At 72.8% G+C, this 15,479-nt stretch carries 13 protein-coding genes; 5 read left to right on the top strand and 8 right to left on the bottom strand.

The genetic code is table 11. The annotated features are described in order from the left end of the window. Positions 1 to 4: 4 nt before the first annotated feature. The 4 genes from ACFVFQ_RS14875 to ACFVFQ_RS14860 form a co-directional block, all read right to left on the bottom strand. Positions 5 to 1,201 carry a MerR family transcriptional regulator gene (locus ACFVFQ_RS14875; protein ID WP_383414637.1) on the bottom strand — a complete coding sequence of 399 codons (1,197 nt, stop codon included), beginning with the start codon at positions 1,199 to 1,201 and terminating at the stop codon, positions 5 to 7. A 387-nt stretch (positions 1,202 to 1,588) separates the two neighbouring features. Then, complete coding sequence (locus ACFVFQ_RS14870) at positions 1,589 to 2,506, bottom strand: metal-dependent hydrolase (RefSeq protein ID WP_383414634.1); 918 nt, start codon at positions 2,504 to 2,506, stop codon at positions 1,589 to 1,591. Positions 2,507 to 2,625: 119 nt separating this feature from the next. Beyond that, a complete protein-coding gene (locus ACFVFQ_RS14865) occupies positions 2,626 to 4,356 on the bottom strand; it encodes an SDR family oxidoreductase (protein WP_383415028.1) in 1,731 nt (576 codons plus the stop codon). A gap of 95 nt (positions 4,357 to 4,451) precedes the next feature. Then, positions 4,452 to 5,318, bottom strand: coding sequence for a M24 family metallopeptidase (locus tag ACFVFQ_RS14860; protein WP_383414631.1), 867 nt, complete (start codon positions 5,316 to 5,318; stop codon positions 4,452 to 4,454). A 220-nt stretch (positions 5,319 to 5,538) separates the two neighbouring features. Here ACFVFQ_RS14860 and ACFVFQ_RS14855 point away from each other — a divergent pair, with 220 nt between their 5' ends. The 4 genes from ACFVFQ_RS14855 to ACFVFQ_RS14840 all read left to right on the top strand — a co-directional run bounded on the left by ACFVFQ_RS14855 (position 5,539) and on the right by ACFVFQ_RS14840 (position 9,339). Further along, positions 5,539 to 6,624, top strand: a complete 1,086-nt coding sequence (locus tag ACFVFQ_RS14855; protein WP_383415025.1) for an ABC transporter ATP-binding protein — start codon at positions 5,539 to 5,541, stop codon at positions 6,622 to 6,624. Next, a complete protein-coding gene (locus ACFVFQ_RS14850) occupies positions 6,621 to 7,514 on the top strand; it encodes an ABC transporter permease subunit (RefSeq protein WP_383414626.1) in 894 nt (297 codons plus the stop codon). The genes ACFVFQ_RS14855 and ACFVFQ_RS14850 overlap by 4 nt, the downstream gene beginning before the upstream one ends. Positions 7,515 to 7,626: 112 nt before the next feature. After that, positions 7,627 to 8,538: an ABC transporter ATP-binding protein gene (locus ACFVFQ_RS14845; protein ID WP_383414623.1), complete on the top strand. Its 912-nt coding sequence runs from the start codon at positions 7,627 to 7,629 to the stop codon at positions 8,536 to 8,538. Positions 8,539 to 8,562: 24 nt separating this feature from the next. After that, positions 8,563 to 9,339, top strand: coding sequence for an ABC transporter permease (locus ACFVFQ_RS14840; protein WP_383414620.1), 777 nt, complete (start codon positions 8,563 to 8,565; stop codon positions 9,337 to 9,339). Positions 9,340 to 9,433: 94 nt separating this feature from the next. Here ACFVFQ_RS14840 and mltG read toward each other — a convergent pair whose 3' ends face one another. From mltG to ACFVFQ_RS14825, 3 genes are all read right to left on the bottom strand, one after another. Then, on the bottom strand, positions 9,434 to 10,270 hold the full coding sequence (gene mltG / locus ACFVFQ_RS14835; protein WP_383414614.1) for an endolytic transglycosylase MltG: 837 nt from the start codon (positions 10,268 to 10,270) through the stop codon (positions 9,434 to 9,436). A 621-nt stretch (positions 10,271 to 10,891) separates the two neighbouring features. Then, complete coding sequence (locus ACFVFQ_RS14830; RefSeq protein ID WP_383414612.1) at positions 10,892 to 12,178, bottom strand: CynX/NimT family MFS transporter; 1,287 nt, start codon at positions 12,176 to 12,178, stop codon at positions 10,892 to 10,894. Positions 12,179 to 12,310: 132 nt separating this feature from the next. Continuing rightward, on the bottom strand, positions 12,311 to 13,027 hold the full coding sequence (locus ACFVFQ_RS14825; RefSeq protein WP_383414609.1) for a FadR/GntR family transcriptional regulator: 717 nt from the start codon (positions 13,025 to 13,027) through the stop codon (positions 12,311 to 12,313). Between the two features lie 401 nt (positions 13,028 to 13,428). Between ACFVFQ_RS14825 and ACFVFQ_RS14820 the strand changes: the two genes are divergently transcribed. Then, a complete protein-coding gene (locus ACFVFQ_RS14820) occupies positions 13,429 to 13,926 on the top strand; it encodes a VOC family protein (protein ID WP_383414606.1) in 498 nt (165 codons plus the stop codon). A gap of 163 nt (positions 13,927 to 14,089) precedes the next feature. Here the strand turns inward: ACFVFQ_RS14820 and lysA are convergent, their stop codons facing one another. After that, positions 14,090 to 15,478, bottom strand: a complete 1,389-nt coding sequence (gene lysA, locus ACFVFQ_RS14815; RefSeq protein WP_383414603.1) for a diaminopimelate decarboxylase — start codon at positions 15,476 to 15,478, stop codon at positions 14,090 to 14,092. Position 15,479 lies beyond the last annotated feature (1 nt).

Here is a 15,479-nt window from a genome sequence, read left to right as displayed (position 1 = left end):
CGGCTCAGCGTCCCGGGGCGTCCTCCGCCGAGGCGCCGGGGCGGCCCGCTTCGGTGGCCAGGGCGTCCATGGCGCGGGCGTGTACCTCGCGCTGTGCGGCGGCGGCGATGAAGGCGGCGGCGTTCTCCGGGCCCACCAGAGCGCGTACTGCCCGAACCGCCTCGACGGGTAGCAGCACGGCCTCCGAGCCGGTCGCGGGACGGGGGTCCGCGACCGGACCGGAGGCCACGGCCTCCACGGGGCGGGCCGCCGGGAGGGGGCTGCCCGCTGCCTCGGCCGCCCAGGAGGTGCGCGCGGCCTCGGTCCGCCTACCGGACCGTGCGCCGTCGCCCGGCTCGGGCGGCGCCGGCTCGTGGGACGTCGGCGCGGCGGGGCATCGGGCGTTCGTGGTGACGCGGTCGTCATCCGCTTCGTTCGACGCGGTGGCGAGCGGATCCTGTTGGTCGGTGGGCAGGGCCTCCGTCAGGTGGTGGCGGATGTACCGGCTGGCCAGTGTGCGCATGGCGCGGGCGAGTTCGGCGTCGACGGTCTGCTGGGCCAGCGGGCGTAGCCGTCGCACCAGCGTGGTGGCCTCGGCCGCCTCGGCCTCGGTGGGTGGGTGGTCCAGGAACGTCTGGAAGACGTGCTTGGTGGTGAAGTCCAGGAAACGGGAGGCGATGTGCTCGACCTGGCCGCGCAGCTCTCGCAGATGCCCGGAGATCGCCAACAGCGGGACGCCCGCCGAGTACAACTCGACGGCGACGGCGAGCTCCTGTGGGCTGGGAACCAGGAACTCGTCGTCCCGCCCGGGCACGGGTACGAGAACGCTCAACTCGACGGCCTCGGCGACCGCCTGTTCGTTCGGGGCGCCACCGAAGGCGGCGTCCAGGTCGGTTCGGCTGATGCGGGTCGGTTTCTCGTCCGTCCACGGCCCGTCGATCTCGGCGACCAGGCCCAGGACCCCGTCGAGTCCGCGCCCGGCGTCCCAGGCTTCGAGGAGCTCCTTGATGCTGGCGAGGGTGTAACCGCGGTCGAGCAGGTCGGCGATCTGGCGCAGCCGGGCCAGATGGGCGTCGCCGTAGACGTTGGCGCGGCCGCGCCGTTCGGGGCGGGGCAGCAGCCCCCGGTCCTGGTAGGCGCGGATGGTGCGGACCGTGGCGCCGCTGAGATGGGCCAGGTCCTCGATGCGGTACTCGGCCGTCGGCGGCGGCTCGGTCGTCACTGCGGTGCTCCTTACGGGGCGGCCACCTCGTCGAGGCGGCCGTGGGCCGGTCAGCCATCCCCGGGTGGTGGCGGCAGGGCGGCTGCCTACGGGGTGGCCGCGCCGAGGGACGAATGGGTCACGGGCGGTGGGCCCGCCATGGGCGGCCTCGGCATGGGCCGGGTCTGGCGGTGCCACGATACGGCCGCCAGGGGACCCGGGCGGGGGTGGCCGTGGCTGCCTTGCCGGTGGCCGGCCACGGTGTAACCCCGCCCGCCACGGCCCGGCCTGCCCGTCACGGCTCCGGTCCACCCGCCGTAGCCCCGCCCCGGCGAGCCCACCCTCCCCGTCCGCCCACGCCCCGGTCCGGCCCGGCAGGCCGCCGTATCGGACCGGAGCGTGCACGCATCACGGCAGAGTCGCGCGTCCCACCGCGCCCGCTGCGGTGCGGGCGGCCGGGGAGGAGGCCAGGTAGGCGACGGCGGCTCGGAGCGAGCCTTCCTGGGAGGGGTGGTAGGAGCGACGCAGGTAGCGGGGGATCGCCGCGCCCAGTTCCCGCCAGGTGGGCAGCAGGCCCTTGCGGACGGCGCGGTTGTGCTGGCGCAGTGAGTAGCGGGCGGGGGCGGCCAGTTGGGGATCGTGGCGCAGGAGGTAGGCCGCGCCCCAGGCCCAGAGGTAGAGCAGGACCGGCGCCGTCACGGCCATCGCCAGGGCCCGGCGGGCGTAGCGGGCGGGTTCCTCGCCGCCGGTGTGCTGGTACATGTCGAAGGCGACCGCCCGGTGTTCGACCTCCTCGGCGCCGTGCCAGCGGAGCAGGTCGAGCATCACCGGGTCGGGGTCGGCGCGGTCCAGGCCGTCGGCGGCCAGTACCCAGTTGCCCAGCACGGCGGTGAACTGCTCGATGGCGGCGATCAGGGCGAGCCGGAAGCGCAGCCACTCCCGCTCGGGCACCGGGGTGCCGAAGGGAGGCCGCTCCCCCAGGAGGTACTCGAAGAGGAAGTCGACGTGCCGGGTGTAGGGGGCGGTGTCGAGGCCCTGGTGGGCCAGGTGGTCCAGGACGTAGGAGTGCTGGACGCTGTGGGTGGCCTCCTGGCCCATGAACCCCTTGACGTCCTTGAGGAGTTGCTCGTCCCGGACCAGGGGGAGGGCCTCCTTGAAGACCTTGACGAACCACCGTTCTCCGGCGGGGAGCAGCAGGTGCAGCACATTGATCACATGGGTGGCGGTGGGTTCGTCCGGTATCCAGTGCAGCGGCGTCTCGCGCCAGTCGAAGGCGACCCGGCGGGGCGCGATGGGGTGGTGCTCCTGGGGGCGGGGCGTGCTCATCAGCGGCTCCTGACGTGCGGGTTCTCCTGATCGTGGGGCGCGGGGTGTGCGGCGGGCGTTCGGTTCGTGGTGGCCCAAACGCCCGCCTGGTGTGGGCTGTTGGCCGGGGCGCGGGCCGGCTACATGGGCGGTTCGATGCGGGCGAGGGCCCGTAGCGCCCGAGGCGTGAAGCGGGACAGCAGTCGGGCGCCGTGCGCCTCGGGCGTGACCGGGACCACCGCCTGGTTGCGGACGACCGCGCGCAGGATGGCGTCGGCGACCTTCTCCGGCGGGTAGTTGCGCTTCCCGTACATCCGCGCGGCTTTGTCCTGGCGGCGCTTCTCCTCCTGGGCGGAGACGCCGGTGAAGCGGGCGGTGCCGGTGATGCCGGTGTTGACCAGCCCGGGGCAGATGGCGGTGACGCCGATGCCTCGCCCGGCGAGTTCGGCGCGCAGGCACTCGCTGAGCATCAGGACCGCCGCCTTGGAGGTGCTGTAGGCGGGCAGGATCCGGGACGGCTGGTAGGCGGCGGCGGAGGCGGTGTTGACGATGTGGCCGCCCTGGCCGCGGTCCGCCATCCGACCGCCGAAGATCCGGCAGCCGTGGATGACGCCCCACAGGTTGACGTCCAGGACCTTCTTCCAGTCCTCGGTCGTGGTGTCCAGGAAGGAGCCGGACAGGCCGATGCCGGCGTTGTTGACCAGCACGTCCACGGGGCCGTACTCGGCGTCGACCTTGTCGGCCAGCTTCTCCATCGCCGCCTCGTCGGAGACGTCGACGGCCTCGCCCCACGCCTCCGGGGCGCCGATCAGCCGCGCCAGGTCGGCGGTCCGGGACGCCCCCTCCGCGTCCCGGTCGACGGCGATGACCCGCGCGCCGGCCTCCGCGAAAGCGAACGCGGTGGCCCGTCCGATTCCGCTGGCCGCGCCGGTCACCAACACCAGCTGCCCGCCGAAGCGATCGGCGTACGGGCCGGTGGCCACGACGTCCCTCGCCGGATCGCCCTCCTCCCTGGCGGTGATGAACTCGCCGATCCAGGAGACGAGTTGGTCGGGGCGGGTGCGGGGCACCCAGTGCTTGGCCGGGAGGGTGCGGCGCACCAACTGGGGCGCCCACTGGTCGAGATCGTCGTAGAGCCGCTGGGAGAGGAACGCGTCGCCGGTCGGAACGATGAGCTGGACCGGGCAGTGGGCGTAGGCGTCGGCGCGGGGGCGGCGCAGCCGGGCGCGGACGTTGTCGCGGTACAGCCAGGCGCCGTGCGCCGCGTCGGTGGGCAGCGACGCGGTGGGGTAGTCGCCGTCGGGCACCTTCTCCACCCGCTGGAGGATGCCCGACCAGCGCTTGCCGAGCGGGCCCTTCCAGGCAAGTTCGGGGAGCGCGGGCGTGTGCAGCAGGTAGACGTACCAGGACTTGGCGCCCTGGCCCAGGAGTTGGGCCGCCCGCCCGGGGGTGGGACGGGCCATCCGCTTCTTGATCCAGTGGCCGAAGTGGTCGAGGGACGGCCCGGACATCGAGGTGAAGGAGGCGATCCGACCCTCCGTGCGCCGCACGGTGGCGAACTCCCAGGACTGGACGGAGCCCCAGTCGTGGCCCACGAGGTGGACCGGCCGCTCGGGGCTGACCGCGTCCGCCACGGCCAGGAAGTCGTCGGTCAGCTTCTCCAGGGTGAAGCCCCCGCGCAGCGGCCGCGGTGCGGTGGACCGGCCGCAGCCCCGGACGTCGTAGAGCACCACGTGGAAGCGTTCGGCCAGGCCGCGGGCGACCTCGGACCACACCTCCTTGCTGTCTGGATAGCCGTGCACCAGCACCACGGTGGGCCGGTCCGGATCGCCGAGTTCGGCGACGCACAGTTCGATCCCGCCGGTGCGCACCCGGCGCTCCCGGGCCTCCGGGAGCGCGGCGGTCGCCGCCGGCCCCCCGCCCGCCCGTTCGCGGCCCTGCTGCGCGCCCCGTCCACGTCCCGTCTTCACGCGGCCTTCTCCTCCTGCCAGCGCCGCACGTGCGGCAGATCGTCGTCCAGCCAAAAGGCGCTCTCCTGCGGGTCCTTGGAGTCCGTCACGACCAGGATCTCCTCGAACTTCGCCCCGGTGCCCCGGAAGCCGAGGTGGGGTTCGACCGCCCACAGGCCGGGCCGCGGCGGGTGGTCGGAGAAGCGGTACGGGCTCCACAGCGGGGACCAGCCCTCCCGGTGGCCGTGCAGCGCGTCCGAGGCGAGGCCCTTGAGGGACTGGGAGCCGAACCCGAAGAGGGTGGGGGACCAACGGCGTTGCCGGACCCGGTCGACCTTGTGCGCGATGACGCCGAAGGGGTAGGCGCGGTGGCGGTTGGCGTACCCCTGCCGGATCATCAACCGGTCGACGTCCTGGTAGATCTCGCGCAGCGGGCGCCGTTCGCGCACCTCGCGCAGGATCAGTTCGCGGTGGGCCTCCAGGTCGGCGAGGAGCCGGTCGTGCAGGGGGTTGAGGCCCAGGCAGCCGGAGTAGCCGATGTCGGCGGTGAAGCCGTTGTGCACCGGCGCCATGTCGAGGATGAACGGCATCCCCGGTTCCAGTTGCCGGTTGGTCGGGAAGAACTGAAGCGGCACGCGGAAGTTGACGAACGCGGTGCGGTCGCCGAACCACGCGAACGGCAGGTGGAACCAGTCCTGCACTCCGCGCTCGCGCAGCCACTCGCGCTGCATCCGTGCCGCGGCGCGCTCGGTGATCCCGGGCTTGAGCTGGGCGGCCACCGCTTCCGCGCAGGCGTAGGCGAGCCGTTGGACCTCCCGGAATCCCCTGAGCTCGGTGGTGAGTCCTCCCGTTGCTGCTGCGGTCGCTGAGGTGACTGAGGCCATCGCCTACCGTCCGTCCGTGAGCGGTCCATTGCGGTACGTGCCCGTAACTTGCCACTGATGAATGTGACAATGACCGGCGGCTGCGTCAAGAGGTGTGCGCCGACGAGGGCCGATGGCACGGCGCGCCCCTGAGCCCGACTGCCGCTGAAGCATGAGAACCCCTACGGGTTCGTCGTACCGGAGGGGTAGGCGAAGACCATCGCTGGGGTTGACGACGGGTGTGGCGGGCGCCACTACCTTCGAACATGTGACTGTGATCGTGACCGAAAGCCTGACCAAGCGGTACCCGAGGGTGACCGCACTGGACCGGCTCTCCGTGGACATCGCCCCCGGCGTGACGGGCCTGGTGGGTGCCAACGGTGCCGGCAAGTCGACCCTGATCAAGATCCTGCTCGGTCTGGCCCCGGCCACCGAAGGGACCGCCCGCGTCCTCGGATTGGACGTGACCAAGGACGGCAGCACCATCCGTGAGCGGGTCGGCTATATGCCCGAGCACGACTGCCTGCCGCCGGACGTCTCGGCCACCGAGTTCGTGGTGCACATGGCGCGGATGTCCGGCCTGCCGCCGACCGCCGCCCGGGAGCGCACCGCCGACACCCTGCGCCACGTCGGCCTCTACGAGGAGCGGTACCGCCCCATCGGCGGCTACTCCACGGGCATGAAGCAGCGGGTGAAGCTGGCCCAAGCGCTGGTGCACGACCCGCAGTTGGTGTTCCTGGACGAGCCGACCAACGGCCTGGACCCGGTGGGTCGGGACGAGATGCTCGGCCTCATCCGGCGGGTCCACACCGACTTCGGGATCTCGGTCCTGGTCACCTCCCACCTCCTGGGCGAGCTGGAGCGCACCTGCGATCACGTCGTCGTGGTCGATGGCGGCAAGCTGTTGCGCTCCTCCTCCACCACGGAGTTCACCAAGGTCACCACCTCGCTGGCGGTGGAGGTCACGGACACCGACGCCCACCCGGACGGCACCGGCGCGCTGCGCGCGGCGCTGACCGCGGCCGGCGCCGCGGTGACCACCGGCGCCCCCGGGGCGGAGGGGCTCGCCTCCCCCGGGCACGTCCTCTTCGTCGAGGCGTCCGGCGACGGGACGTACGACCTGGTGCGGGACACCGTCGCCGGGCTCGGGCTGGGCCTGGTGCGGATGGAGCAGCGCCGGCACCAGATCGCCGAGGTGTTCCGCGACGCGGACGCCCAGGCGGCGGCAGGGGCGCGGGCGCAGGCCGGTGCCGCGCAGGAGAGCAACGCGACGGCGGGGCGGGGCACCGATCGCCCCACCACCGTGGGCGGAGGGAACGCAGGATGAGTACGGAAACCACGCCGGGCGGCGCCTACATCCACAACATCGGCTACCGGCACTACGACGGCCCCCGGTTGGGCCGCGGTTACGCCCGGCGGTCGCTGTTCTCGCAGAGCCTGCGCGGCGCCTACGGCATCGGGCGGTCGGCGAAGAGCAAGGTGCTGCCGATGCTGCTCTTCGCGGTGATGTGCCTGCCGGCCGGCATCCTGGTCGCGGTGACGATGTTCACCAAGGCCCGCAGCCTGCCGCTGGGTTACGGCGAATACGCCGTCTACCTCCAGGCCGTCATCGGCCTCTACCTGGCGTCCCAGGCCCCCCAGTCCGTCTCCCGCGACCTGCGCTTCAAGACCACACCGCTCTACTTCTCCCGGCCGATCGAGCGGGCCGACTACGTCATGGCGAAGTTCGCGGCGATGGCGAGCGCGCTGTTCCTGCTCACCGCCACGCCGCTGGTGATCCTCTATGTGGGGGCGCTGCTGGGGAAGTTGGACTTCCTCGACCAGACCAAGGGGTTCGGGCAGGGGCTGGTCAGCGTGGCGCTGCTGTCGCTGCTGTTCGCCGGCATAGGGCTGGTCGTCTCGGCGCTCACGCCCCGGCGCGGGTTCGGTGTCGTCGCCGTGATCGCCGTGCTCACCATCCCGTACGGCGCGGTCAGCGCGATCCAGGGGATCGCCACCCTCCAGGGCAGCGACGCCGCCGTCGGCTTGCTGGGGCTGTTCTCGCCCATCACCCTCGTCGACGGCGTGCAGGCCACGTTCCTGGGCGGCAGCAGCTCCTTCCCCAACGGGCTGACGCCGTCCACCGCCGCCGGGTTCGTCTATCTCCTCGTCTCGCTGCTCGTCATAGCCGGCTGCTACGGCCTGCTGATGCGCCGCTACCGGAAGGCCGGACTGTGACCGCCCGCCCTGCCCGCCCGTCACCCGCCACCACCCCGGCACGAAGCGCTTCGCGCTGCCCCGTTTTGTCGCCGTCGCCCGACCGCCACCCCTCAAGGAATGGGCTGCGCCCATGAGTTCTCTCAGCATCGACCACGTCTCGCGCTGGTTCGGCAACGTCGTTGCCGTCAACGACATCACGATGACGATCGCCCCCGGCGTCACCGGCCTGCTCGGCCCCAACGGCGCTGGCAAGTCCACCCTCATCAACATGATGGGCGGCTTCCTCGCTCCCTCCAGCGGCACCGTCACCCTCGACGGCACGACGGTCTGGCGCAATGCCGCCAGCTACCGCCACATCGGCCTCGTCCCGGAGCGGGAGGCGATGTACGACTTCCTCACCGGCCGCGAATTCGTCCTCGCCAACGCCGAGTTGCACGGCCTCGGCCGGGCCGCGGCGGCCCGGGCGCTGGCCACGGTCGAGATGGAGCACGCCCAGGACCGCAAGATCTCCACGTACAGCAAGGGCATGCGGCAGCGGGTGAAGATGGCCTCCGCGCTGGTCCACGACCCGTCGGTGCTGCTGCTCGACGAGCCGTTCAACGGCATGGACCCGCGGCAGCGGATGCAACTGATGGAGCTGCTGCGGCGGATGGGCGACGAGGGCCGCACGGTCCTGTTCTCCTCGCACATCCTCGAAGAGGTCGAGCAACTGGCCTCGCACATCGAGGTGGTGGTGGCCGGCCGGCATGCCGCCTCCGGCGACTTCCGCAAGATCCGCCGGCTGATGACCGACCGCCCGCACCGCTACCTCGTCCGGTCCGACAACGACCGGGCGCTGGCCGGAGCCCTGATAGCCGACCCCTCGACGGCCGGCATCGAGGTGGACGTGGTGGAGGGTGCCCTGCGCGTCCAGGCCGTCGACTTCGGCCGGTTCACCGAACTCCTGCCGAGGGTCGCCCGCGACCACGGCATCCGGTTGCTGACCGTCTCGCCCTCAGACGAGTCGCTGGAATCGGTCTTCTCCTACCTCGTAGCGGCCTGAGGCCAGAAAGGAGCCCTGAGGCACATGTCCACGACCTCTCCCGCGGCCCCGCCGGCGCCCGCCGCCGCGCCCAAGGCCGCGCTCTTCCACCCGACCGTCGCCCGGCTCACCTACCGGGCGCTGCTCGGCCGGCGCCGCGCCCTGATCCTCTTTGCGCTGCCCGCCCTCCTGGTGGCGATCGCGGTGGTCGTCCGGGCGCTGACCGGCGCCGACGACGCCACCGCCGGCGGCATCCTGGGCGGCTTCGCGCTGGGCACGATGGTCCCGCTGATCGGCGTGATCGCGGGCACGGGAGCGATCGGCCCGGAGATCGACGACGGCTCGGTGATCTACCTCCTGGCAAAGCCGCTCCGCCGCTCGACGATCATCGTGACCAAGTTGCTGGTCGCGGTCGGGGTGACCGTCGTGTTCTCGGCGATACCGGTGCTCGTCGCCGGCTTCGTGCTGAACGGCAACAGCCAGCAGATAGCCGTGGCGTACGCGGTGGCGGCGGCCATCGCCTCGGTCGCCTACAGCGCGCTGTTCCTGCTGTTCGGCACCATCACCCGGCACGCCGTGGTCTTCGGCCTGGTCTATGCCCTGGTCTGGGAGGCGTTCGTGGGCAACGTCGTGCCCGGGGCGCGGACCCTCAGCATCCAGCAGTGGGCGCTCGCGGTGGGCCAGAAGGTCGGCGCCGACGGCGCGTTGAGCTCCGCGGTCCAACTCCCGCTCGCGGTCTGCCTGCTGGTGGCCGTCACCGGCGCCGCGACCTGGTACGCGGCACGCCGGCTGAAAGCCCTGACGCTGGCCGGGGAGGAGTAGCCACCCTCGCCCCGCCCGGGCGGGTAATCGTCCGGGCGGGGGCCGGGTGTGGGCCGGGCGCGCGGCGTCGGGCGGGCCCGTGGGCGGCCGGCGGCTATTCGCCGGCGGTGGTGGCGTCGCCGGAGCCGCCGGTGGCGCCGTTCTTCTGGCCGTTGTTGAACTCCCGCACGTTCCGCAGGTGTTCCTGGTAGTTGGCGGTGAAGCGGGTGTCGCCCGGTTTGACGGTGACGAAGTAGAGCCAGTCACCGGTGGGCGGAGCGGCCGCCGCCTTCAGCGCGTCGGCCCCGGGGTTGGCGATCGGGGTCGGCGGCAGGCCCGCGAACTTGTAGGTGTTGTAGGGGCTGTTGGTGCGGGTGTCGGCGTGACTGGTGTGCAGCGTGCTGCGGCCGAGCGCGTAGTTGATCGTCGAGTCCATCTGTAGTGGCATGTTCCTCGCGAGCCGGTTGTCTATGACCCGGGCGACCTTGCCCATGTCGGCCGGCCGGTCCGCCTCGGCCTGCACGATGCTGGCGATCACCACGGTGCGGTACTGGGTGATGCCGTCGGCGGTGAGTCGCTGGCCGGCGGTCTTGACCATGTAGGAGAGCAGCGACTGCGGGGTGGTGTCCTTGCGGATCGGGTACGTCGCGGGGAAGAGGTAGCCCTCGGGGTTGCCCTTCGCCTCGGCGGGCAGGTCGAGGTGCGCGGTCTTGGCGGCCCGTGCGGTGGTGCCCTGGGGCACGTGCAGGGCCTGGTCGGCGGACGCGTAGATCTGCGAGGCCCGCTGGCCCTCCGGGACGGTGAGCTGACCGTACTGCCGCTCGCGCAGCAGTCGCGGCACGATCAGCACGGCGAGGATGACCACGACACACAGAACGGCGACGAGAAGGAGCCAGCCGGCGCGGGAGAGCCGCGGTCCGGGCCGGCGACCGGCGCGCTGAACATCGCTCATGGGGGCACGGTAGGACAGCCGGCTGTGAAGCGGGACGGTCACGTCGCGCGAGAGCGCGGCCGGCACGCCGGCCCGGCCGTCCGCCGGCCGAACCCCGGCCCGGGCTCCGCCACCACGCAGGGTCGTGCGGTGCTCACGGCCCGCCGCTAGACCGTTGGTGGGGCGGAGGGGAGAGGGGCGCCAGCGTGGGGGCGGCGGGGTCAGTGGGAACGGTGCGGGACGAGCGGGGCGGCCTCCCCTCGGGGCGCTTCGGGATCGCCCGCTCTGCCCGGTCTCCGGCGCGGGCTCGCCTCGCTGCGTTCGCCCGCGGCGGTGGTCAGCCGGCGACGCGGGTCGGGCCGGCCTGGGCCGGCCCGGACCTGGTCAGATCTGGTCAGACCGCGAGGCCGGCCCGGGGCGGCCCGCCTTACCCATCCGGACCGGCTCGCCGTCGGCACGGGGAGACGCCGGCAGGCCCCTTGGGACGGGAGCGGTCAGCTGACCTCGCCGAGTCGGTGGTCGTGGCCCCGCCCAGGCCCGCCTTCGTGAGGAGCACAAACGGCGAGCAGGGCGTGCGCGGCCGGCAGGGCGGGCTGCAAATGCCGCGGAGTCGGCCAGGCCCCGCGGCACCGCGCGCGTTGCTCAGTTCACCCCGCCGATGCGGCGGTCGCGGCCCGCGCCCAGGGCCAGGAGGGCGAGGCCGGCGCAGACGGCGAGCAGGAGGAGGAGCGGGACGGTCCAGCCGCCGGTGGCCTGGTGGACGGCGCCGAGGGCCAGAGGGCCGACGGCGGCCAGGAGATAACCGCCGGTCTGGGACATGCCGGAGAGCCGGGCGGCGGTGTGCGCGTCACCGGACCGCAGCACCATCATCGTCAGGGCCAGGCCGAGCGCGCCGCCCTGGCCGACGCCGAGGATCGCCGCCCACAGCCAGGCGCCGGCCACCGGCGCGATCAACAGCCCCGTGACACCGCAGGCCATCAGTGCGGAGACCGCCACGCCCAGCAGCCGCTGGCGGCGCATCCGGCCGGCGAGCGTCGGGACCACGAACGAACCGACCATCTGCACCAGCGTGCTGAAGGCGAAGACCAGCCCGGCCTCGCTCTTGCCCATGCCGTGGTCGGTGAAGATCGTCGGCATCCAGGCGATGATCACGTACGCGATCAGCGACTGCGAGCCCATGAAGACCGTCACCTGCCAGGCGAGCGGCGAGCGGGTCAGCTTCGGGCCGGACGCGACGGCGTGGGCGGGCGTCGCCGCGGCCTCGCCGTGGTGCGTGCCCCGGCGGGCGAGCACGGCCTGCGGGAGCCAGACGAGGGCGGCGACGGCGGCGAGCAGCGCCCAGGAGACGAGGGAACCCTGCCAACTGCCGAGCGCGTTCTCCAACGGGACGGCCGAGGCGGCCGAGACGGTCGCGCCGAGGATCATCGCGGTCGAGTAGAGCGCCGTCATGCCCGCCGCGCGGTCCGGGAAGTCCCGCTTGATCAGGCCCGGCATCAACACGTTGAGCAGGGCTATCGACGCGCCCACCACCGCGCAGCCGGCGAACAGCGCGGCGACCGGCGGCGCGATCCGCAGCACGATGCCGCCGCACAGCGCGACCAGCGCGCCGCACAGGGCCGCCTCGGCGCCCCAACGGCGCGCCACCCGCGGCGCGATGAGCGAGCCCAGGCCCATGAAGGCGAGCGGAATGGTGGTCACCAGGCTGGTGGCGGTGGCGGCCAGGTGGAAGTGCTGCGCCATCTCGTTGAGCAGTGGCGAGACGCCGGCGAGCGCCGCCCGCATGTTCACCGCGGCGAGGACGATGCCGGCGAGGAGGAGGGCGGGGTGAGCCCGCAGTCGGCGCCGGGCCGCGGCCACTTGCGGGGCCGGGATCAGGTCTTCCTCGGCGTCGATGAGATCGACCGGAGCGGTCGAGTCGGTCCCTGACATGCGTGCGTACCTAGCCAATCGTGCACTCGTAATGGGGAGGGGAAGGGAGAGAAGAGAGGGGTGGGGAGGGGGGAAGGCAGGGGGAAATAAAGGGAGTTGGGGAAGTAGAGGGGAAGGGGGAAGCGCCGCGGGTCAGTTGTCGGTGGCGGCGAGGAGGGCCTCTACGGCGCGTTTGGGCTTGTCCAGGAGGGCGCGGGTGGCGCGTTCGGCGGCGTCCGGGTCGCCGTGGGCGATCGCGTCCAGGACGGCGCGGTGGTCGCCGTGCACGATCTTCGGCATCGCCTGGTCGTCGAGGGCGGTGACCAGCGCCTCCCGAACGGAGCTGCTGAACCAGCCGTAGGTCGCCGTCAACGCGGTGTTGTGCGCGGCCTCGACGACGGCCTTGTGGAAGGCGATGTCGTGGTCGGCGTAGAGCTCCAGGCTGCCGGAGTGGGGCTGGCCCTCGGCGTCCTCCAGCTCGACCTGGGCGTCCAGGGCCGCCCGCATCCGGTCCAGGTCGGCGGGCTCGTGGCGGAGCGCGGCCAGCCGGGCGGCCTCCGCCTCCAGGGCGATGCGCAGCTCCAAGACGTCGCGGATGCCGGCCCGTTGGACGCCGCGCATGATCTCCGCCGGGTCCGCGGTGGAGACGACGAAGGTGCCCTCGCCCTGGCGCGAGCGGAGCATCCCGGCGTGGACGAGCACGCGCACCGCCTCTCGGACGGTGTTGCGGCCGACCTGGAGCTGTTCGGCGAGGGCGTGCTCGGTGGGGATGCGGGTGCCGACCTGCCACTCGCCGGCGGTGAGCTGGGAGCGGAGGGCCTCGACGACCGTGTCGACGAGGGATTGCCGTCCTGCTGCCTTGAGTGCCATCGCCTGTTCCCGTGCCTGTCCTGTGCGTAGCGTCGCGACGCGTCGTGCCACGTCACGTCTGTCGCGTCGCGTCGCGTCGTTGTCGTGTCACGTCACGTCGTGTGGTGTCTGTGAGCCCGTGACCGTTGAGTCGTGTGTGGCGTGTGGCCACAGTTGCCCAGTCATCCTACAACTGACTGTTTCATGGGCCAGCTAAATGTTCTGCGGGTGGGATGGCGGCCTGGTGTCCCGCGGGAAGCCCCACGCACCCGCGGGACCGGACGCGAGACTGCGACGGTAGACCGGACAAGCCCCAGAGAAAGAATCTGAGAAAGATCAGAGAAAGACCAGAGAAGACCAGATCGGGGACCAGGGTCCAGGGTCCAGATCCCAGGGACCAAGAACCACGAAGCGGGGAAAAGATGGCCGGCAGTTTCTATCACGTGTGCTTCGTCGTGCCCGATATGGCCGCGGCGATACGGGACTTGGGGGCGGCGGCCGGCGTCGAGTTCAGCGCCCCGCGGGCGGACCGGATCGGGGAGTGGGACTTCCGGATCGCCTTCACGCGGGGCACCCCGCCGTACATCGAGCTGATCGAGCCGGCGGCGCCGGGCGGCCCGTGGGACGTGTCCGAGGGGGCGCGCTTCGACCACCTGGGGTTCTGGACGCGGTCGATCGAGGACGGCGGACGGCGGCTGGCGGCGGCGGGGCTCCCGGAGGAGTTCAGCGGGTGCCCCTACGGGCGGCCGTTCGCGTACCACCGGGTGGGGAGCATCGGCGCCCGGGTCGAACTGGTCGATCTGGCCCGCCAGTCGGCCTTCCTGGCGGCCTGGAACCCGGGCGGGGAGCCGATGCCCCCGGTGGAGGCCGATGCCCCTGGTGGAGGCCGGGACACCTCCCGGGGACCGCTCACGCGGTGATGCCCCCGGTGGAGGGGCCTTGAACAGGCGCGCCTCCACCGGGGGGTTGGGGGTCAGGGCCGCTGCGGGTGGGCCCTGAACGCATGGCGCATGAGCCCCCGCTTCAGACTCCGCAGCGGAGCCCGCAACAGAGCCCGGAACGGAGCCCGCAACAGGGCTCGCATCAGAGCCCGATGTCCCGTTCCTGGATGTCCGCCAGGGACTCCCGGCGGACCAGGAGCCGGGCGTGGCCCGAGGTGACCGCGACGACCGGCGGGCGGCCGACGAGGTTGTAGCCGGAGGCCATCGACAGGTGGTAGGCGCCGGCCACGGGGACCGCGAGCAGGTCGCCGGGGCGGACGTCGGAGGGCAGCTGGACGTCGGAGGCGAGCACGTCGCCGGCCTCGCAGTGCCGGCCGACGACGGTGACCGGCTCGGTCGCCGCGGCCGAGTGGCGGCCGACCAGCCGGGGCGCGTAGCGGACCCCGTAGAGCGCGGGCCGCGGGTTGTCGCTCATCCCGCCGTCCACCGCGACGAAGGTGGTGGAGCCGGTGCGCTTGACGGCGAGCACCCGGTAGAGGACGACGCCCGCGGGGCCGACGATGGCCCGGCCCGGCTCGATGGCCAGCCGCGGCACCGGGAGGCCGGCCGCCGCGCAGCCGCCGGCCAGTTCGGCCCGGACCTTGGTGGCGAGGCTGGCCACGTCGAGGGTGGGCTCGCCCGGGCGGTACGCGACGCCGTGGCCGCCGCCGAGGTCTAGCTCGGGCAGGACCACGCCGTGCTGCTCGTGGACCCGGGCCAGCAGGCCGACCAGCCGGCGCACGGCCGACAGATAGGGCTTGACGGCGGTGATCTGGGAGCCCAAGTGGCAGTGCAGGCCGACGAGTTCGAGGCGCGGCTGGCCCAGGACGCGGGTGATGGCGTGCTGGGCGGAGCCGTCGGCGAGGGAGAGCCCGAACTTCTGGTCCTCGGTGCCGGTGCGGATCTTGGCGTGGCCGCCGGCGGCGATGCCCGGGACGACCCGGATCAGCACCTTCTGCCGGCTGCCCACCGGGACCGCGGCGGCCAGCCGGGCGATCTCGGAGGTGCTGTCGATGACGATCCGGCCGACGCCGAGCCGCAGCGCGGCCCGTAGGTCGGTGGGGCTCTTGGCGTTGCCGTGCAGCACGATGCGCTCGGGCGGGAAACCGGTGGTGACGGCGAGTTCCAGTTCGCCGGCGGAGCAGACGTCCAGGCCCAGGCCCTCCTCCGCGACCCAGTGCGCCATGGCGCGGCACAGGAACGCCTTGGCCGCGTAGTAGACGTCGGCGTCGGGGAAGGCGCGGAGGTAGGCGCGGCAGCGGTTGCGTACCTCGTCCTCGTCCAGGATGTAGGCGGGGGTGCCGAAGTGGTCGGCGAGTTCGGTGAGCGCGACGCCGCCGAGGGAGAGGTCCGCGTCGGCGAGGGGCACGGTGGAGGCGGGCCAGATGGCGAGCGCGTCGGCGTCCGGGGAAGCGGACGGGCGCGGGGCCGGTGTGCGCGGTGCGGGCGTTGCCGGGGTGCCGGCCGTCCGGGGCAGGGTGGTGTGGCTCATG

Origin of the sequence: Streptomyces sp. NPDC057743, from assembly GCF_042798755.1 — a bacterium.
In the GTDB taxonomy this organism is placed as follows: Bacteria; Actinomycetota; Actinomycetes; order Streptomycetales; family Streptomycetaceae; genus Streptomyces.
The sequence above is the reverse complement of the archived record's forward strand: the minus strand, read 5'-3'. Positions and strand labels throughout refer to the sequence as shown.